General features: G+C 56.5%; 14 protein-coding genes. 8 read left to right on the top strand and 6 right to left on the bottom strand.

Annotation, left to right across the window (positions count from 1 at the left end; translation table 11 throughout):
* Positions 1 to 34 precede the first annotated feature (34 nt).
* The 3 genes from C7H10_RS17060 to C7H10_RS17050 are packed head-to-tail and all read right to left on the bottom strand — an operon-like array spanning position 35 to position 1,900.
* Positions 35 to 937, bottom strand: coding sequence for an alpha/beta fold hydrolase (locus C7H10_RS17060; protein WP_106695793.1), 903 nt, complete (start codon positions 935 to 937; stop codon positions 35 to 37).
* A complete protein-coding gene (locus tag C7H10_RS17055; RefSeq protein WP_106695792.1) occupies positions 927 to 1,418 on the bottom strand; it encodes a PaaI family thioesterase in 492 nt (163 codons plus the stop codon). The genes C7H10_RS17060 and C7H10_RS17055 overlap by 11 nt, the downstream gene beginning before the upstream one ends.
* On the bottom strand, positions 1,415 to 1,900 hold the full coding sequence (locus C7H10_RS17050) for a PaaI family thioesterase (RefSeq protein ID WP_106695791.1): 486 nt from the start codon (positions 1,898 to 1,900) through the stop codon (positions 1,415 to 1,417). Before C7H10_RS17050 ends, C7H10_RS17055 begins: the two co-directional genes overlap by 4 nt.
* 164 nt (positions 1,901 to 2,064) lie before the next feature.
* On the opposite strand from C7H10_RS17050, the gene C7H10_RS17045 reads away from it, so the two are divergent.
* A complete protein-coding gene (locus tag C7H10_RS17045) occupies positions 2,065 to 2,685 on the top strand; it encodes a TetR/AcrR family transcriptional regulator (protein WP_106695790.1) in 621 nt (206 codons plus the stop codon).
* A 25-nt stretch (positions 2,686 to 2,710) separates the two neighbouring features.
* On the opposite strand, the gene C7H10_RS17040 is transcribed toward C7H10_RS17045, so the two are convergent.
* A complete protein-coding gene (locus C7H10_RS17040; protein WP_244178321.1) occupies positions 2,711 to 3,691 on the bottom strand; it encodes a lipid A deacylase LpxR family protein in 981 nt (326 codons plus the stop codon).
* Positions 3,692 to 3,878: 187 nt separating this feature from the next.
* Between C7H10_RS17040 and C7H10_RS17035 the strand changes: the two genes are divergently transcribed.
* The 3 genes from C7H10_RS17035 to C7H10_RS17025 are packed head-to-tail and all read left to right on the top strand — an operon-like array spanning position 3,879 to position 8,854.
* Positions 3,879 to 4,949 (top strand): HlyD family secretion protein, encoded by a 1,071-nt coding sequence (locus C7H10_RS17035; RefSeq protein ID WP_106695789.1) that lies wholly within the window; start codon positions 3,879 to 3,881, stop codon positions 4,947 to 4,949.
* The gene (gene rbbA, locus C7H10_RS17030) at positions 4,946 to 7,729 is read left to right on the top strand and encodes a ribosome-associated ATPase/putative transporter RbbA (protein WP_106695788.1); all 2,784 of its coding nucleotides are present in this window, start codon (positions 4,946 to 4,948) and stop codon (positions 7,727 to 7,729) included. The genes C7H10_RS17035 and rbbA overlap by 4 nt, the downstream gene beginning before the upstream one ends.
* Positions 7,730 to 7,732: 3 nt before the next feature.
* Positions 7,733 to 8,854, top strand: a complete 1,122-nt coding sequence (locus C7H10_RS17025; RefSeq protein ID WP_106695787.1) for an ABC transporter permease — start codon at positions 7,733 to 7,735, stop codon at positions 8,852 to 8,854.
* Positions 8,855 to 8,948: 94 nt separating this feature from the next.
* On the opposite strand, the gene cypR is transcribed toward C7H10_RS17025, so the two are convergent.
* Positions 8,949 to 9,995 (bottom strand): transcriptional regulator CypR, encoded by a 1,047-nt coding sequence (gene cypR / locus C7H10_RS17020; protein ID WP_106695786.1) that lies wholly within the window; start codon positions 9,993 to 9,995, stop codon positions 8,949 to 8,951.
* A gap of 130 nt (positions 9,996 to 10,125) precedes the next feature.
* On the opposite strand from cypR, the gene C7H10_RS17015 reads away from it, so the two are divergent.
* The 4 genes from C7H10_RS17015 (at position 10,126) to C7H10_RS17000 (ending at position 15,342) form a co-directional block, all read left to right on the top strand.
* Entirely contained in the window at positions 10,126 to 10,446 is a 321-nt protein-coding gene (locus tag C7H10_RS17015) for a 2Fe-2S iron-sulfur cluster-binding protein (protein ID WP_106695785.1), read from the top strand.
* Positions 10,447 to 10,460: 14 nt separating this feature from the next.
* Positions 10,461 to 11,888, top strand: a complete 1,428-nt coding sequence (locus C7H10_RS17010) for a cytochrome P450 (RefSeq protein ID WP_106695784.1) — start codon at positions 10,461 to 10,463, stop codon at positions 11,886 to 11,888.
* A 43-nt stretch (positions 11,889 to 11,931) separates the two neighbouring features.
* Positions 11,932 to 13,188, top strand: a complete 1,257-nt coding sequence (locus C7H10_RS17005; protein ID WP_106695783.1) for an NAD(P)/FAD-dependent oxidoreductase — start codon at positions 11,932 to 11,934, stop codon at positions 13,186 to 13,188.
* Between the two features lie 441 nt (positions 13,189 to 13,629).
* Positions 13,630 to 15,342 carry a bifunctional diguanylate cyclase/phosphodiesterase gene (locus tag C7H10_RS17000; RefSeq protein WP_106695782.1) on the top strand — a complete coding sequence of 571 codons (1,713 nt, stop codon included), beginning with the start codon at positions 13,630 to 13,632 and terminating at the stop codon, positions 15,340 to 15,342.
* Positions 15,343 to 15,414: 72 nt separating this feature from the next.
* Here C7H10_RS17000 and C7H10_RS16995 read toward each other — a convergent pair whose 3' ends face one another.
* On the bottom strand, positions 15,415 to 16,239 hold the full coding sequence (locus C7H10_RS16995) for a MipA/OmpV family protein (protein ID WP_106695781.1): 825 nt from the start codon (positions 16,237 to 16,239) through the stop codon (positions 15,415 to 15,417).
* Positions 16,240 to 16,290 lie beyond the last annotated feature (51 nt).

The following is a 16,290-nucleotide window of genomic DNA, read 5'->3' as shown; positions in this document are numbered from 1 at the left end:
AGGTGTCCCGGTCGGTAAAATTCAGGTGTGGTTATCAGTTCTCGCGGCAGCCGGATAAAGCAAGTTGCTGGATGGCATCGCGAACGGTGTCGTTCTGCTCCATGGGCAGAAAATGGGTCGTACCTGCAACCACCCTCACGTCAGCCGAAGGCAGCAGGGTCTGCAGGCGTTTTTGCGCCGCCGGCGAGAAGGTTGACCCGTGTTCCGCAGCCAGCGCGATAACCGGGCACCGCAACTGACGAATACCTGGCCACGGGTTGTGTTCGGTATGGGCAAACGTCGTACTTTCCCACTCCGGGCTGCACGCCAGTTGAAGTTGATCTTCCTGCGGTACGAAGGCGTGTTGGACGTAGGCTTCCAGCCATGCTTCGGGCCAGGTTTTGAAACCACCGCGGCCACGATAGTTGTCCAGCGCAGCAGCGTGCGAATCAAATACCCTGCGCCGACGTGCCGCTCCGGCGGCCAGTGACAACCGATGTGACTGACGCAGCAGCTTGGCCAACCCCAACTTCAGGCCCTGCACCGGATCCATGATCACCGGTTCCGCCAGAATCAGACCCAGCACTTTGTCAGGCCGCCGGGCGGCGGCCATGATGCTGGTGGTGGCACCGATGGAATGGCCGGCAAGCCAGACCGGCTCGTCCTGGCTATCCAGCAGAGCCGTCATATCGCGATAGTAGGTTTCCCAGCCCCGGAATGTCGAAACGTTCGCCGCACCGGCGCTGGCCCCATGCCCCCGCATGTCCCAGGCCAGGACATTGACGTCCGTGGCAAGCTCGTCAAGGAGAGGGCGATACAGGCGGCCATGGAAACCCGTGGCATGTGCCCAGTGCAGCGTGGGGCGCGCTTTGGATTGCGGCCAGCGCCACAGTGCGACGTCGGCGCCATCCGTCGCCCGGAATTCGTCGCGTTCAGGTGTGTTGTGCTTAATGTCCATGACGGTCTTCTTGTTGGGCGGCCATTGTCGGGAGCAATAACTGAACCTGACCAGTGGCGATCGGTTTGTTCTCATCGCCTTGCCAGCAGGTCACCTGGACCAGGCTGGTCCGCCTGCCTTGCCGGACAATGTCGGCCCTGGCGAACGTCGATCGGGCCTTAGCGGAGCGGAGGTAATTGATGTGGCTGTCGAGAATGCGCGGGCAACGTGTCTCCGTATCCTGGCTTTGCGCAGCCACCCGCGCGGTAAGTTCGATCAGGGCTCCAAGCACACCGCCATGGAGCGCGGGTAGCATAAAGTTGCCAATCAGCGCTTCACGACACGGCAAATGAACCAATACACCGGCATCATCGCGCTGAACCTCAAGCCCGAGGTGCCGTGCGTAGGGAATGCGCTCCAGCAGGGCCTGCCAGTCGGCATATTCTTTCCCGCTTTCCGCAGGACCCGAGCATTGTTGTGCCGGATCGACGACAGTGCTCATGCACCCTCCTTTTTTAGTATGCCTGCCCGGAATTGCTGGCCCGGGGTGTTACGCATGAAGGTGGCGTTTGCCGTCGCTAGTAACTCACGATTTCCCTCGCTGAGGATGTCACAATGAATAAACGCAACCTCGTTCGTTAAATGCCGACAGGTAGCTACCGCTAACAAGGCCCGGTCGCCGCTGACAGGGCGCAAATAATCCATGCGCAAATCCAGCGTGGCAATGGGCATCAACTCCAGGACCCCCGCGAATACCGCTAAGCCTCCGGCGGAGTCTGCCAGCGAGTATAGTACGCTGGTGCAGATTTCGTTCGTATCCTCTTGGGCAAACATCCATGATTGTGGCGTCAGACGCATACAAACCTGGCCTTGGTCTACCGAGACAACCTGCATGCCAAGATCCCTGCCGTGGGGAACCTGTTCGGTGAACTGCCACGCTGTTGTCACAGCGTCACTTTGCTGAACTCTGTTTGGCCTGGTCATCAGAGCTGCCCAGCCTGGCAAGCCTTTCGTACCGGGGCGGAAGTGATGGGAACCCGCTGATTTGCATCGATCATTGCCATGTCATTGTCTTCCGAATAGTATTGTTGCTGGATTTTGGTTGGTTAACCAACTAAAAGTCAAGGCTATGAGGAGATACTTTAACGATGGCTAACAGGCAGATGACTCCTGCAAGCAAACCGGGCGATCAGGGCGATGTTTTGTCTAACGCAGCCAGGCTTTTTCGCGAGAAAGGTTTTGAAAGGACCTCGCTCAAAGAAATTGCCGAGGCCTGTAATATGCTGCCCGGAAGTCTGTATTATCGTTACAGCAGCAAGGAAGCGTTGCTTGTCGAGCTGATGCGCCGGGGAGTCGACCTGGTGACCGCAGAGGTCGAGTCGGCTTACGCAAGCTCGGATGACCCGTTTGAACGATTGCGTCTTTGTATCAACGCACATCTGCGAGCCCTGTTGGTAGATTCAGACGCGGTTTACGTGCTGTTGTTTGAATGGCGGGCACTGGGCCCGGAGGCTCGCGAGGAAATCATCGAACTGCGTGACCAGTACGAGTCTCTGTGGGCTGGTATCCTCGAAACAATGATTGTGCAGGGCGTGGTCCGGAAAAGTGTTGACGGCCGATTGCTTCGCCTGATTGGCCTTGGCGCGCTCAACTGGGTTGCAACCTGGTTCGACCCGAACGGGGCTCAGTCACTCGACGCCATTGGTGATTTGATCTGGCAGATCGCTATGGACGGTGTCATCAGTAAAGAAGGGCAAGGCATAGGTTAAACGCTGCCCGAATATGTCATGGCACTCAGAAGCGATACGCAGCCGACACAGTCCCAAAAGAAAGTGAATCTTTATTACGTTCATTCTGGCTGGTCGTCGCTCTCAGTGTGATAGCAATCTGGATTCCTGGCGAATGCCAGCCAACGCCAACGCTACCCTGACCAACAACAGGACGCTGGTCATAATCGTACCGCCCCGACCGTTCTTCCAGATAGGAATAGGCTATGAACTCCATGCCCACGCCAATAAACACGGACCAGCCCGAGCCGGAGGCATCCAGTGAGCCCGGCAGACCGATGGCAGAAGAGGCTCCTGAATAATCCGGGATGATATTGGCGGGCAAGTTGGTGCCGATTCGCCAAGACATACCCAACTCGCCACTGCTGACAAAATTCGACAGCGTGCCACCGGTTACCCAAGCCATCTCCTGATGTATCCCGCTGCCGATATTTTCGCGAAACAAGCGTTGGGCATGAAAGGCGTGTAATTCGCCAATCACATCGGTACCCAGCTGATTATCCCAGCCTTTTGGATTGGTGCTGCCGGTCAGTTTGTGGACCCATTTTTGCGTTGCTTCGGCCCCGGAGTTCGGTCCAACGACACCCAGACCGATGCCATAGCCGGTCAGCGATTCTGAACTCCGGCTCCAGAGAGTGATTGAGCCGGAGAGGTAGCCGACGTAAGGTAAATCTTTATATATTGGGTCAGATTCCTGTAAGTTCTCTGGGGTGACCATCAGTTGGCTTAAGCTGAAAGTCAAGGCATGATCGTTGCCCGTTCGACCAATAACGGGCAACCAATCCATTGCATTCCTCGCGCCTCTGGCCAGACACACGTCGCAGTTGTTGATCTCTGCCGATGCACTCAGATAGGACAAACGACCGCCATTGGTATAGCCCTTATCCGACCCGACCAGAAGGTCATTGTCCCAGGAAATGCTAAATGCCCCTGAACTGGCCCCTGCAAAACCGGGAATTAATGCAAACAAAAAGATGATCAACCTCAAGATAGCTTTGTCCCGTTAAAAGTGATAGTTCATCAATAATCCGCCGAACCAAAAATGATGTGGGTCATTCTAACTTCCGCGATTCGTGCTAGGGTAAAACCTCTGATGTGGGTCTGCAAAAATATTGCTCAGTCTGAATTCAATGCTCAAGAATGAGCGAGCCAACTGGCGTGGAGCAATCCAGGACATGAAAAAGTTCATTAAAGCAAGTATTCGAGGCGTCACCGCTGCGATTGTCATTGGGCTGGGCATTTGGGCCTGGTGGTATTTTCAACCGCAGGACTTGCCCGACGGATTCGCCTCCGGAAACGGTCGGATCGAGGCGGTTGAGATTGATATCGCCGCCAGGACTGCTGGCCGTATTCGGGAGATCCTGGTCAACGAGGGCGACTTCGTTCGCGCCGGCCAGGTCTTGGCGAAAATGGACACGGCCGTCCTGGAGGCGCAGCTCCGGGAGGCCGAGGCGCAGTTGCAACGGGCGCTCATCGGCATCGAGACCGCGCAAAGCCTGGTGACCCAGCGCGAGGCCGAGAAGCAGGCCGCCGAGGCGTTTATAGCCCAGAGGAAGGCTGAGCTCGACGCTGCGCAAAAACGGCTTGTCCGCACCCGGGAGCTCGCCTCAAAAAATGCCGCCTCCGAGGCGCAGCTCGATGACGACCGCGCCGCAGCTGCGGCGGCGAAGGCTGCGGTCGGTGCCGCGGAGGCGCAGGCGGCAGCCGCGCAAGCCGCCATAGGGCGGGCCAGGTCGGATGTCATTGCGTCGGAGGCCTCGGTGGAGGCGGTGCGCGCCACCGTCCAGCGTATTCAGGCGGATATCGACGACAGCGTGCTGAAATCGCCGCGAGAAGGGCGGGTCCAATACCGGGTCGCTCAGCCTGGCGAGGTTCTCTCTCCTGGCGGCGTGGTGCTGAACATGGTCGATCTCACTGATGTGTATATGACTTTCTTCCTGCCGACAGAACAGGCCGGGCGGATCGCACTCGGGGCCGAGGCGCGGCTTGTGCTCGACGCCGCGCCGCAATACGTGATCCCGACCGAAATCTCCTTCGTGGCGGACGTCGCGCAGTTCACACCCAAGACGGTGGAGACGCAAGAAGAGCGCCAGAAGCTGATGTTCCGTATTAAGGCCCGGATCGCCCCGGATCTGCTCAGAGAGCATCTCCTCCAGGTCAAGACCGGGCTGCCGGGCATGGCCTATGTACGGCTCGACCCGCAAGTGGATTGGCCGCCTGAACTGCGGACGAGACTGCCGCAATGAGCCGGGAGGCACATGCACAGGTCGAGGATGACGGGGGGGCTGCCGCGCCGGTTGCCCGCCTGCGGGATCTGTCCCTGCGCTACGGCAAGGTGCGTGCGCTAGATAAGGTCACCATCGATATTCCGGCGGGCTGCATGGCCGGGCTGATCGGTCCGGATGGGGTCGGCAAGTCAAGTCTGTTGGCGCTGATCTCTGGTGCCCGTGCGGTCCAGACGGGGCGGGTCGAGGTGGTCGGCGGCGATATGGCCGATGCAGGCCATCGCCGCAGAGTGGGACCGCGTATCGCCTACATGCCGCAGGGCCTGGGGCGGAACCTCTATCCGACACTCACGGTGTCCGAGAACCTCGACTTCTTCGGGCGCCTTTTTGGGCATGACGGCGGCGAACGGGCGCGCCGCATTGATGCGCTGACCGGGGCCACAGGGCTCAAGCCGTTTCTCGATCGGGCAGCGGGCAAGTTATCCGGCGGGATGAAGCAGAAGCTCGGACTCTGCTGCGCGCTGATCCACGATCCGGACCTGCTCATCCTCGACGAGCCGACCACCGGCGTCGATCCACTCTCGCGCAGGCAGTTCTGGGAGTTGATCGCCGGCATTCGTCGTTCCCGGCCCGGTATGAGCGTGCTGGTGGCCACCGCCTATATGGAGGAGGCGGCACGGTTCGACTGGCTCGCGGCGATGGACGGTGGGCGGGTGCTGGCCAGCGACACGCCTGAAGGCCTGCTCGCCAGCACGGGGGCGGATTCGCTGGAGGCAGCCTTCATCCGGCTGCTGCCGGAAGACAAACGCCGGGATTATCGGGCCGTTGAGATTCCGCCGCGGCCGGAAGACGATGGCGATACCGCGATCGAGGTCCGGGATCTGACCATGCGCTTCGGCGAGTTCACTGCGGTCGATCATGTGAGCCTGCGTGTCCCACGGGGTGAGATCTTCGGTTTTCTCGGCTCCAACGGCTGCGGCAAGACCACGACCATGAAGATGCTGACTGGCCTCCTGCCGCCGAGCGAAGGCCGGGCCTGGCTGTTCGGACACGAGGTGGACCCGCACGACCTCGCGACTCGTCGCCGCGTCGGCTACATGTCCCAGTTTTTCTCGCTCTATACCGAGCTGACGGTGCGGCAGAATCTGGAGTTGCATGCCCGGCTGTTTCACGTGCCCGTTGCCGAGGTTTCAGGGCGCGTGGACGAAATGGTTGAACGCTTCGATCTCTCGGCTGTGATCGACAGCCTGCCGGGCCGACTACCCCTCGGTCACCGGCAGCGCCTGTCGCTGGCGGTCGCCATGATCCACAAGCCCGAGATGCTGATCCTCGATGAGCCCACCTCGGGTGTCGATCCGGTGGCGCGCGACGCTTTCTGGCGCAGGCTGGTCGAGCTGTCGCGCCGTGACGGGGTGACCATCTTCATCTCCACCCACTTTATGAACGAGGCTGAGCGCTGCGACCGCATCTCGCTGATGCATGCGGGCCGGGTGCTGGTTACCGATACGCCGGCGAATATCGTACAGCAGCGGGGCGCAGAGACCCTGGAAGAGGCATTCGTCGCGCATCTGGAGGAGGCGTCGGGGGAGGGCGAAGCGGGAGAGGAGCAAACAGCGTCGCTCGATACGGTTAACGCGTCGGGAGGTCATGGCGAACCTCAGGGCTGGCGGCGCATGTTCGATCCCCGGCGCATGATCAGCCACGCCCGGCGCGAAGGGTTGGAACTGCGCCGCGATCCCATCCGGCTGACGCTGGCGCTGCTCGGCAGCGTCATTTTGATGTTCGTGATGGGCTATGGGATCAGCCTTGATGTTGAGGATCTCACCTTTGCGGTGCTGGATCGCGATCAGACCACTGTCAGCCGCGACTATACGCTCAACCTCAGCGGCTCACGGTACTTCATCGAGCGAGCGCCGATTACCGGTTATGCCGATCTTGACCGGCGAATGCGCGAAGGCGACATCAGTCTGGCGATCGAGGTCCCGCCGGGCTTCGCGCGCGACATCGCCCGGGGCCGGCAGGTCGAGATCGGCGCCTGGATCGACGGCGCCATGCCGACGCGGGGCGAGACCGTCCGCGGCTATGTGCAAGGAATTCACGCCCACTGGCTGGCGACAAAGGCGCGCGAGGCCGGCCACGGCGAGGCTTTGGCGGGGCTCGTCAATATCGAGACCCGGTTCCGATATAATCCGGACATCAAGAGCCTGGTGGCGATGGTGCCGGCGGTGATCCCGCTGCTGCTCATGCTGATCCCGGCCATGCTCGCGGCACTCAGCGTGGTGCGCGAGAAGGAACTCGGCTCGATCACCAACTTCTACGTCACGCCCACCACGCGGCTCGAGTTTCTGCTCGGCAAGCAGTTCCCTTACGTGGTCCTGTCCTTCCTGAGCTTCCTGCTGCTCACGCTGCTCGCGGTGACCGTCTTCGGCGTGCCGCTGAAGGGCAGCTTCCTGACGTTGGCGCTGGCTGCGCTGCTCTATGTTGGTGCCGCCACGGCTGTGGGGTTGCTGATCTCTACTTTTATGCGCAGCCAGATCGCGGCAATCTTCGGCACGGCGGTGCTCACCATCCTGCCAGCGGCGAACTTCTCCGGGATGATCGACCCGGTCTCGTCCCTGGAAGGGGTGGGCCGGGTGATCGGCGAGATCTACCCGACCACGCATTTCCTGACGATCGCGCGCGGCACCTTCTCGAAGGCTCTCAACTTCTCTGACCTTCATGCCGCCTTTCTCCCGCTGGCGCTGGCCGTACCGGTCCTGATCGGGCTGTCCGCCGCGCTGCTCAAGAAGCAGGAGCGATAGTCCATGCGCCTTGCCAATATTTGCCATCTCGGGGTCAAGGAGCTGCGCAGCCTTGTCCGCGACCCGATCATGCTGGTGCTGATCGTCTACGCCTTCACCGTTTCCGTCTACACGGCGGCCACGGCTATGCCGGAGACCCTCAACAAGGCGCCGATCGCGGTGGTGAACGAGGATCGCTCGCCGTTGTCATGGCGTATCGTCAGCGCCTTTTACCCGCCGTACTTTGTTCTCCCCGAGGTGATCGACCAGGCCGAGATGGACGCCCGCATGGATGCTGGCCTCGACACCTTCGCCCTTGACATCCCGCCCAACTTCCAGCGTGACCTGCTGGCAGGGCGGCAGCCCACGGTCCAGCTCAACGTCGATGCCACGCGCATGAGCCAGGCGTTTACCGGCAGCGGCTATATCCAGGCCATTGTGAGCGATGAGGTACGCACCTTTGTGCAGCGTTATCGTGAAGTTCCGGAGTTGCCGGTCGATCTGGCACTGCGGGTGCGCTTCAATCCCCAGCTCAACAAGTCATGGTTCGGCGCGATCATGCAGGTCATCAATAACGTGACCATGCTCTCCATCGTCCTCACCGGCGCGGCACTGATACGCGAGCGCGAGCACGGCACCGTCGAGCATCTGCTGGTCATGCCGGTCACGCCTTTCGAGATCATGAGCAGCAAGGTATGGGCGATGGCGCTGGTCGTCCTTGCCGCCACCGCCTTGGCGCTCACCGCGGTCGTGCAGGGTTGGCTGTCCGTGCCGATCGAAGGCTCGCTCGCGCTATTCCTTGTCGGGACAGCGCTACATCTGTTCGCGACCACCTCAATGGGTATCTTCCTCGGCACCGTCGCCCGGTCCATGCCGCAGTTCGCCTTGCTGCTGATGCTGGTGCTGCTGCCGCTGCAGATGCTCTCCGGGGGCTCGACGCCGCGCGAGAGCATGCCGGAGGCCGTCCAGTACATCATGCTCGCCGCGCCCAACACCCACTTTGTAATGCTGGCCCAGGCTATTCTCTACCGTGGCGCGGGCCTCGCCACCGTGTGGCCGCAATTTCTGGCCATCGCCATTATCGGGAGTACCCTGTTTGGCTTGGCTCTGATCCGCTTCCGGCGAACACTCAGCGCCATGGCCTGAAGGACCTGACGCATGGCAGCGTCGAGTTGGGCCGGGCAGACTCCGTTAACGCTCTGTTATTACAGGCTTTAATAACAGTTTCAGCCAGTTGAAGTCACATTGATTCAGGGTTTAACCTGAATCGCTCCGGTGGCTGGCCAAACCAGCGTTTGAAGGCGCGCCTGAAATTGGCACTGTCGTAATAGTTCATCAATGCAGCAATGGCCTCAATGGACAATTGGCTGTCACGCAGGTAGCTCGCAGCCTGCTGGGACAGAATCTCGTCGCGAATCTTTCCAAAACTGGTAGCCTCCTGTCTGAGTTTGCGCGCCAGAGTGCGTTTACTGATGAACAGAGAGGCCGCCGCTTCGTCTTCACTGAGCGTTCCGGGTGGTCGGGACAACATCATCTTCTTCAGTCGGGCCTGATAGGTCGGCTTATCATGCCGAAGTTGCGCAAGCATGGATTCACACTGCCGCAAAGCAAGGCGATAGCTTTCATGATCGGCGGAGGCATTCGGTTCCCGGCACAACGCCTTTGGCAACGTCAGTTTTAACCGGTCGCAGTCAAAGTGAATCTGCCCGGACAAAAAGTCTGGATATATCGAGTGGTATTCAGGCTTCGGATACGCGAAGCATATTTCGGCGTCATGCAAGGGGCGACCAACTATGAACTCGCCGAATTCGAAAAGTGCCTTGACCAACGCTTCCGAGATGCACCGTTGTATATCTTCGTCCAGCGGCTCTCGGAAGTCCAGAATACATTCCAGGCGTTCGTCGACTTGCTGCAAATACAATCGGATGAAGCGCGCGCGCGTAGGCAGGAATGTGTGAATGGCCTGCAGTGCAGTATGAAGGTCTGGGCTGCTGTATGCTACAAACCCCATCGCTCCGTGGGTTGCCGGGGTTAGTCGCTTGCCGAGCCGTAACCCTAAGTCAGGCTGGCCTGATAGATCCAGAGCGTTGCGCAGAACCCGTACCTGCTGCGCAACCGTAAGCAAGCTATCCTCGGTCAGAAATTGCGTAATTCCAAGTCCAGTACCCTGCAGCAGACGTGGCAGTTGTTTGGCGGTTAAATCCAGCTCACGGGCAATTAGCCGTGAATAATTCGATGGAATGTCGGCCGCAGGTTTATGTACGCAACCCGTCTTCTGAGTAGTCATCGTTGATCATCCTCATCATGAACTACCATCATTTTGTCTTTAAATGACCTCTGGATGTCAAGAAATGACCTGCCAGGAGTGTCGGCAGATAGCTAGTATGTTACTAAACAATACTGGAAGGAGAACAAGATTGGGCACGATTACTTTTATAGAACATGATCAGACTGAACATGTCGTTAAATTCAAAGCTGGTTGTTCGGTAATGCAAATTGCCGTTGACAACGCAATTCCCGGAATTGACGGGGACTGTGGGGGAGAGTGTGCCTGTGGTACATGTCACGTCATCGTCTCTGACGATTGGTTCAGAAAGACAGGTACGCCTGGTGATGACGAAGAGCAAATGCTGTCAATGACACCTGAGCGGACGGGCACTTCGCGCTTTAGCTGCCAGATTGTCGTTACTGATGAAATGGACGGCATGACCGTTCGTTTACCCGAATTTCAGATGTAGGTACAGGAGGACACATGTCCACACAGTCCGGAACGTTTGACGATCTTCAGGCCCGAATGATTAATGCCACCGCCAAGGTGGTGCCGATGCACAGACAAATCCAGGGGCTGAAACATTTAATGAGTGCCAAGAAGGCAATCTTCGGCCCGCGTCGCCCGATGACTGAATTCGTTGAAAAACCCATTCCAGACGTTTCTACGCTCTCGCTGGAAGACATCGATGTCAGCAACCCCTTTTTATATCGGCAGTGTCAGTGGCTACCCTATTTCAAGCGGTTGCGTGATGAAGCTCCGGTTCATTACCAGAAGAACAGCCCCTTCGGCCCCTTCTGGTCTGTGACTCGCTATGACGACATCCTGTTTGTGGACAAGAGTCACGACCTATTTTCTGCCGAGCCGCAGATCATTCTGGGTGACCCCCCAGAGGGGCTGTCGGTGGAAATGTTCATAGCGATGGATCCGCCAAAACACGATGTGCAGCGTAGCTCAGTGCAGGGAGTGGTGGCACCTAAGAACCTGAAGGAAATGGAGGGCCTGATCCGATCGCGTACCGGCGAAGTGCTTGACAGCCTGCCTCTGGACAGGCCCTTTAACTGGGTGCCGGTTGTATCCAAGGAACTTACCGGTCGCATGCTGGCTACCCTTCTGGATTTTCCTTACGAGGAGCGTCACAAGCTGGTTGAGTGGTCGGATCGAATGGCCGGTGCCGCATCGGCAACCGGTGGCGAGTATGCCGATGAGTCAATCATGTTTGATGACGCGGCTGACATGGCCCGGTCCTTCTCCAAGCTCTGGCGGGATAAAGAGGCGCGCCGCGCAGCAGGCGAAGAGCCCGGTTTCGATTTGATCAGCCTACTACAGAGCAACGAAGACACGAAAGATCTGATCAATCGCCCGATGGAGTTTATCGGCAACCTGACGTTGCTCATCATTGGTGGCAATGATACCACTCGCAACTCGATGAGTGGTGGCCTGGTGGCCATGAACCAATTCCCGGAAGAATTCAAAAAACTGAAGGCAAAACCGGAATTGATTCCGAACATGGTCTCGGAAATCATCCGCTGGCAAACGCCTCTGGCCTACATGCGTCGAATCGCCAAGCAAGATGTTGAGCTGGGCGGCCAGACCATCAAAAAGGGCGATCGTGTTGTGATGTGGTACGCATCGGGCAACCGAGACGAACGTAAATTCGATAACCCTGATCAGTTCATTATTGATCGCAAGGACGCGCGGAACCATATGTCGTTTGGCTATGGTGTTCACCGTTGCATGGGCAATCGTCTGGCGGAATTGCAATTGCGCATTCTCTGGGAAGAAATACTCAAACGCTTTGACAACATCGAAGTCGTCGAGGAGCCCAGGCGAGTGCAGTCCAACTTCGTGCGGGGCTATTCTGAGCTGATGGTCAAACTGACACCGAAAGATAAAAAAGAAGCCCGCTGATAATCAATCTGGTTCCAAAAAAAACGATAGACAAAAGCAGACTATGGCAAACAAACATAAAGAGACGACAGTCATCGTTGGAGGCGGGCACGCAGCAGGTGCGCTCATGACCACCTTGATGCAAAAGAACTACCAGCATGAGGTGATTTTGGTGGGCGAAGAACCGCATCCACCCTATCAGCGGCCGCCCCTGTCCAAGAACTACCTGGCAGGAGAGATTGATCAGGAGTCGCTGTACCTGAAGCCGCTCTCGGTGTACGAGAACGCTGGTCATCATTTGCGGCTAGGTGTGCGTGCTGAACAAATTGATCGGGACAAAAAGACCATTAGATTGTCGGACCAGAGCGCGTTGAAATACGATCGACTGGTCCTGGCCACGGGGTCACACGTCCGAACCCTGAACGCACCCGGAGCGGACTTAAAAGGCATTTATTATCTGCACGATATAGCTGACTCGGATGCCCTGCGTGAACAACTGCTTGCGGGGAAGCGCCTGGTCATCGTAGGTGGCGGTTACATTGGCCTTGAAGTGGCAGCCAGTGCCACCAAAAAAGGCGTTAACGTCACGGTGCTGGAAGCGGCAGGGCGTCTTATGCAGCGAGTGACAGGCCCGGAAATGTCGGAGTTCTTTTACGCGAAACACAGCAATGCCGGCGTGGATCTGCGCCTGAACACGGCGGTAACCGGTTTCGAAGCGGGCGATCAGGGCCGTGTGGCTGGCGTGACATTGGCGGACGGCGGCACTGTACCGGCCGACATCGTGCTCGTGTCAGTTGGTGTTGTGCCTGAAACCTCCCTGGCAGAGGCCGCAGGCCTCCCATGTGACGACGGTATTATTGTTGACGAGTTTACCCGTACAGAAGATCCCGCCATTCTGGCGATCGGCGACTGCACCCGCCACCGGAACCTTTTCTTTGAGAAGATGCAACGCCTTGAGTCTGTCTCCAACGCGGTTGATCAGGCCCGGACGGCGGCGGCGACCCTGATGGGCGAGGAGAAACCCTATAATAGTGCTCCATGGTTCTGGTCGAACCAGTATGACGTGCGTCTGCAGATGGTGGGTTTATCCCAGAGTCATGATCAGCGTGTGGTTCGGGGCAGTCCCGGAGAGGATAAGGGATTTGCGGTGTTCTATTTGCGGGAAAGTCATCTCATTGCTGTTGACGCGATCAATCTGCCCATAGCTTTTATGGTTGGCAAGACACTCGTTCAACAACGTAGGAAAATTAATCCTGAAATACTGAGGGATCCGGATATCGACCTGAAGTCTTTGGTGATTGGTCCACAGACATCATCTTGACAACCGGGCAGAGTGATACCCAAAACTGACGGGCGGCCAAGATCACCATCTGCGATAGAGCCGAAAGCTAAGCTGGAGTGACCGCAAGTACTGCGCATAATGTATATTATGTTAAATGCAGTGTATATTATCCATTGTCGTCCTCAAATATCTCCAAGCCCCCATCCGCTTGTCGCCCCTGAACGGGCAAAAACAAGTATTCATCTTCGTTAAAGCCCACTGGCCTTAAACACCATGAGCTCCCAAGGTTTTCAACTTGATTTAGATCCTCTCGGCGCCTAGCAACGTAACAAACCGTTACAAGATGATCATTCGTTTTTGAACTACGCTCACAATGTGTCAAAGAATAGTATTGGGCAGTCGGCAACCGTCCGCCTTATGGGCAAACCACTAATAATGAGTTGATTATCCCAGTGAAGACCGGACTAAAAAGGCCGTTAAATGAATAGAGAGATTCGTAGCTACCTCCCCACCTTTAACAGTATTTGGCAATCGCATAAATGGCCGCATATGTCGGAGGCTTCACGGGCGGTTTTTAGAATTCTGATTGTTACTATTTTTTTTGTAGGTGGCACATGGGTAGTTTACTTCACTGGTGGCACAGGCTATGCCTACCCATACATCATTCTTCTTCCAGTGCTCTTATCGACGGTATGGTTTGGACTTCCCGGGGCAATCCTCGGAGCGGTTGTGGGAGGACTTCTCATCGGCCCGCTAATGCCGCTGGATGTAGCGACAGATACCTACCAATCGACGGACAATTGGCTGGCGCGAATAGCGTTCTTTGTGCTTATCGGAATTTTTGCTGCCGGGCTTTTCCAGAGCCTTCGGTTGGCTAACCAACGGCATCTCCATGCACTCGAAGTGGATTATAAAACCGGTCTGGGGACACAGGCAGCCCTTAATCGGGACCTCAAAAGTTTACTTCGAAGGAGGACTCAGGATAATGCGCCCTCCTCCGCGATATTATTGGTCCGGATGCAGGATCTGTGGGAGATTTTGCAGGCAATGGGGGCTGATATAGCGGAGCAGGTGGTCAAAGATCTGGCCAAGCAGATGACTCAGAATATCAAGATACCTCATCAAATCTACCGGTTCAGCAAATCGGAGCTGGCCATTCTGTTCTCTGTTGAGTCTCAAGAGGAGGTTGCTCGTCAGGAAGAAGTGGGCGTCGTTTTTGACATTGCCAAGCGAGTGGGCGAAGAAGAAACGGTTGTGGAGGGCATCCCATTCCGCGTTCAGATAGTTGCCGGAAGCTACCTCATCAGAGATACCGATCAGAATCCGGAAATAGTCATTAACCGCGCGAGAACCGGCCTGTCCGTAGCGATCGAGAATAGCGTTCCCTACCGGCGTTACGACCCTATGTTCGACCAGAAAACCGCGGAGCGCGTTCAACTGATAGCGCGAGTCCGGGATGGATTGGCCAAACAACAGTTCCAGCTATTTTATCAGCCCAAAATTTGTATGCGAACGGGGCGACATGTTGGATCAGAGGCTTTGCTACGCTGGTTTGATCAGGATAATAAGATGGTTATGCCCGGGCTATTTATGCCTAAGGTTGAAAGTACTTCGTTGATAAACCCTGTCACACGATTTGTGATAGCCAGGGCCTGTGAGAACATCAAATCACATGATCTCAGGTCGGTAAGCATAAATTTCGCGATCGAAAACTTAATGGATTCGGCTTTAATAGAGGATCTGGGACGGATCGTAGCCTCCTATGGTGTCTGTCCTGAATCTCTGGAAATCGAAATTACGGAAGGCGCACTGATCCGTGACCCTGAACAAGCAAAAACAGCCGTGAGGAGCCTACGCGACCAGAAGTTCAAAGTTAGCCTGGATGACTTTGGAACAGGGTATTCATCCTTTCAGTATCTTACTCACTTGCCCCTGTCAGGATTGAAGATCGACAGAGCGTTTGTCGAGAACCTGGAAGTCAGCGCAGATGCTCGTACAATCATGGGGTCTATGATTTCAATGGCAAAGGCATTGAAACTGGAGGTTACCGTTGAGGGTATCGAAACGGAGCAGCAAGCGAAGATTGTTACCGACCTTGGAGCGGATCTGGTTCAGGGTTTTCACTACTCCCGACCTCTTTCTCTGGTCGAGTATCAAGAATGGGCTGCTATTAACCACAGACACCGCGCATAAATTAAATAGATTATTGGTTCATCTCAGCCTTTATCGGAGATACGGGATTGTTTACGCCTCCCTCAGCCAAAACTAGAAAACATAAATGAAACCAACACCAATCTCCGCCTCGTAGTTGTTGCGCGTGATCGGGCTATCTGAAACCTCACTCCCAAAAGCTTCGTAAAGAGCCTCACCGAAGATCTGCCAGTTCTTGTGCAAGTAATTACGGTAGCTAACATTGAACCCAGTTGATCTGTACCCGCTATCAACATCGGTTGCCGGAAGGCCTGAATCTATGGACTGTTGTGTGGTCACACCAAAGTCACGGTTGGCAAGCTTGCCATCGTGGAACGTAACCACCGCACCCACTTCCCAGCCAGTACCGTCGGGCTTGCAGGCCAGGCAGGTTCCTGCCCCGAAAATTCCCAGTATACCGACCTCACCTGTTAATACCCGGCCATCCAGAAAGTAACGCCAGTCTTCCGTGAACGCATGGCGCACTTCCAACAGCACTGTGACTCCGGAACGTGAATCGCCTAAACCGTCCAGTCTGCCATCGTCTGAGTCACTTTCTTCACGGCCTTCTTCGTAGCCGATGGATGATTGAAACAACCAGGTATCCTTTACCAGTGTCCTCCAGCCAATTGCTTCACCTGCCCAGAAAAACAGGTGATCGCCGGTCCGGTACTGAACTCCACCCGCTGGGTCGACCTCAAATTCAAATTCGTCGGACCCCTCGTAGGCAGTCTCATACTCAACGCCCAACCCAAGCCCAAATCCCCAACCATCGCCATTTGTAAAATCGTCAATGGAAGGAAGTGGAAGGAGCGCGGTTCTCGCCTCCGTTGCATTTACTGATCCAAAACATGATAGAGCGCCAAGAAACGTGACGATTTGAAGGGCTACTTTGTTCATTGTTTTGTCGCCTAGCAAGTAGATGGTGATAGTACGACTAACCCATCGCCA

Origin of the sequence: Marinobacter shengliensis, assembly GCF_003007715.1 — a bacterium.
GTDB classification, from domain to species: domain Bacteria; phylum Pseudomonadota; class Gammaproteobacteria; order Pseudomonadales; family Oleiphilaceae; genus Marinobacter; species Marinobacter shengliensis.
The sequence above is the reverse complement of the archived record's forward strand: the minus strand, read 5'-3'. Positions and strand labels throughout refer to the sequence as shown.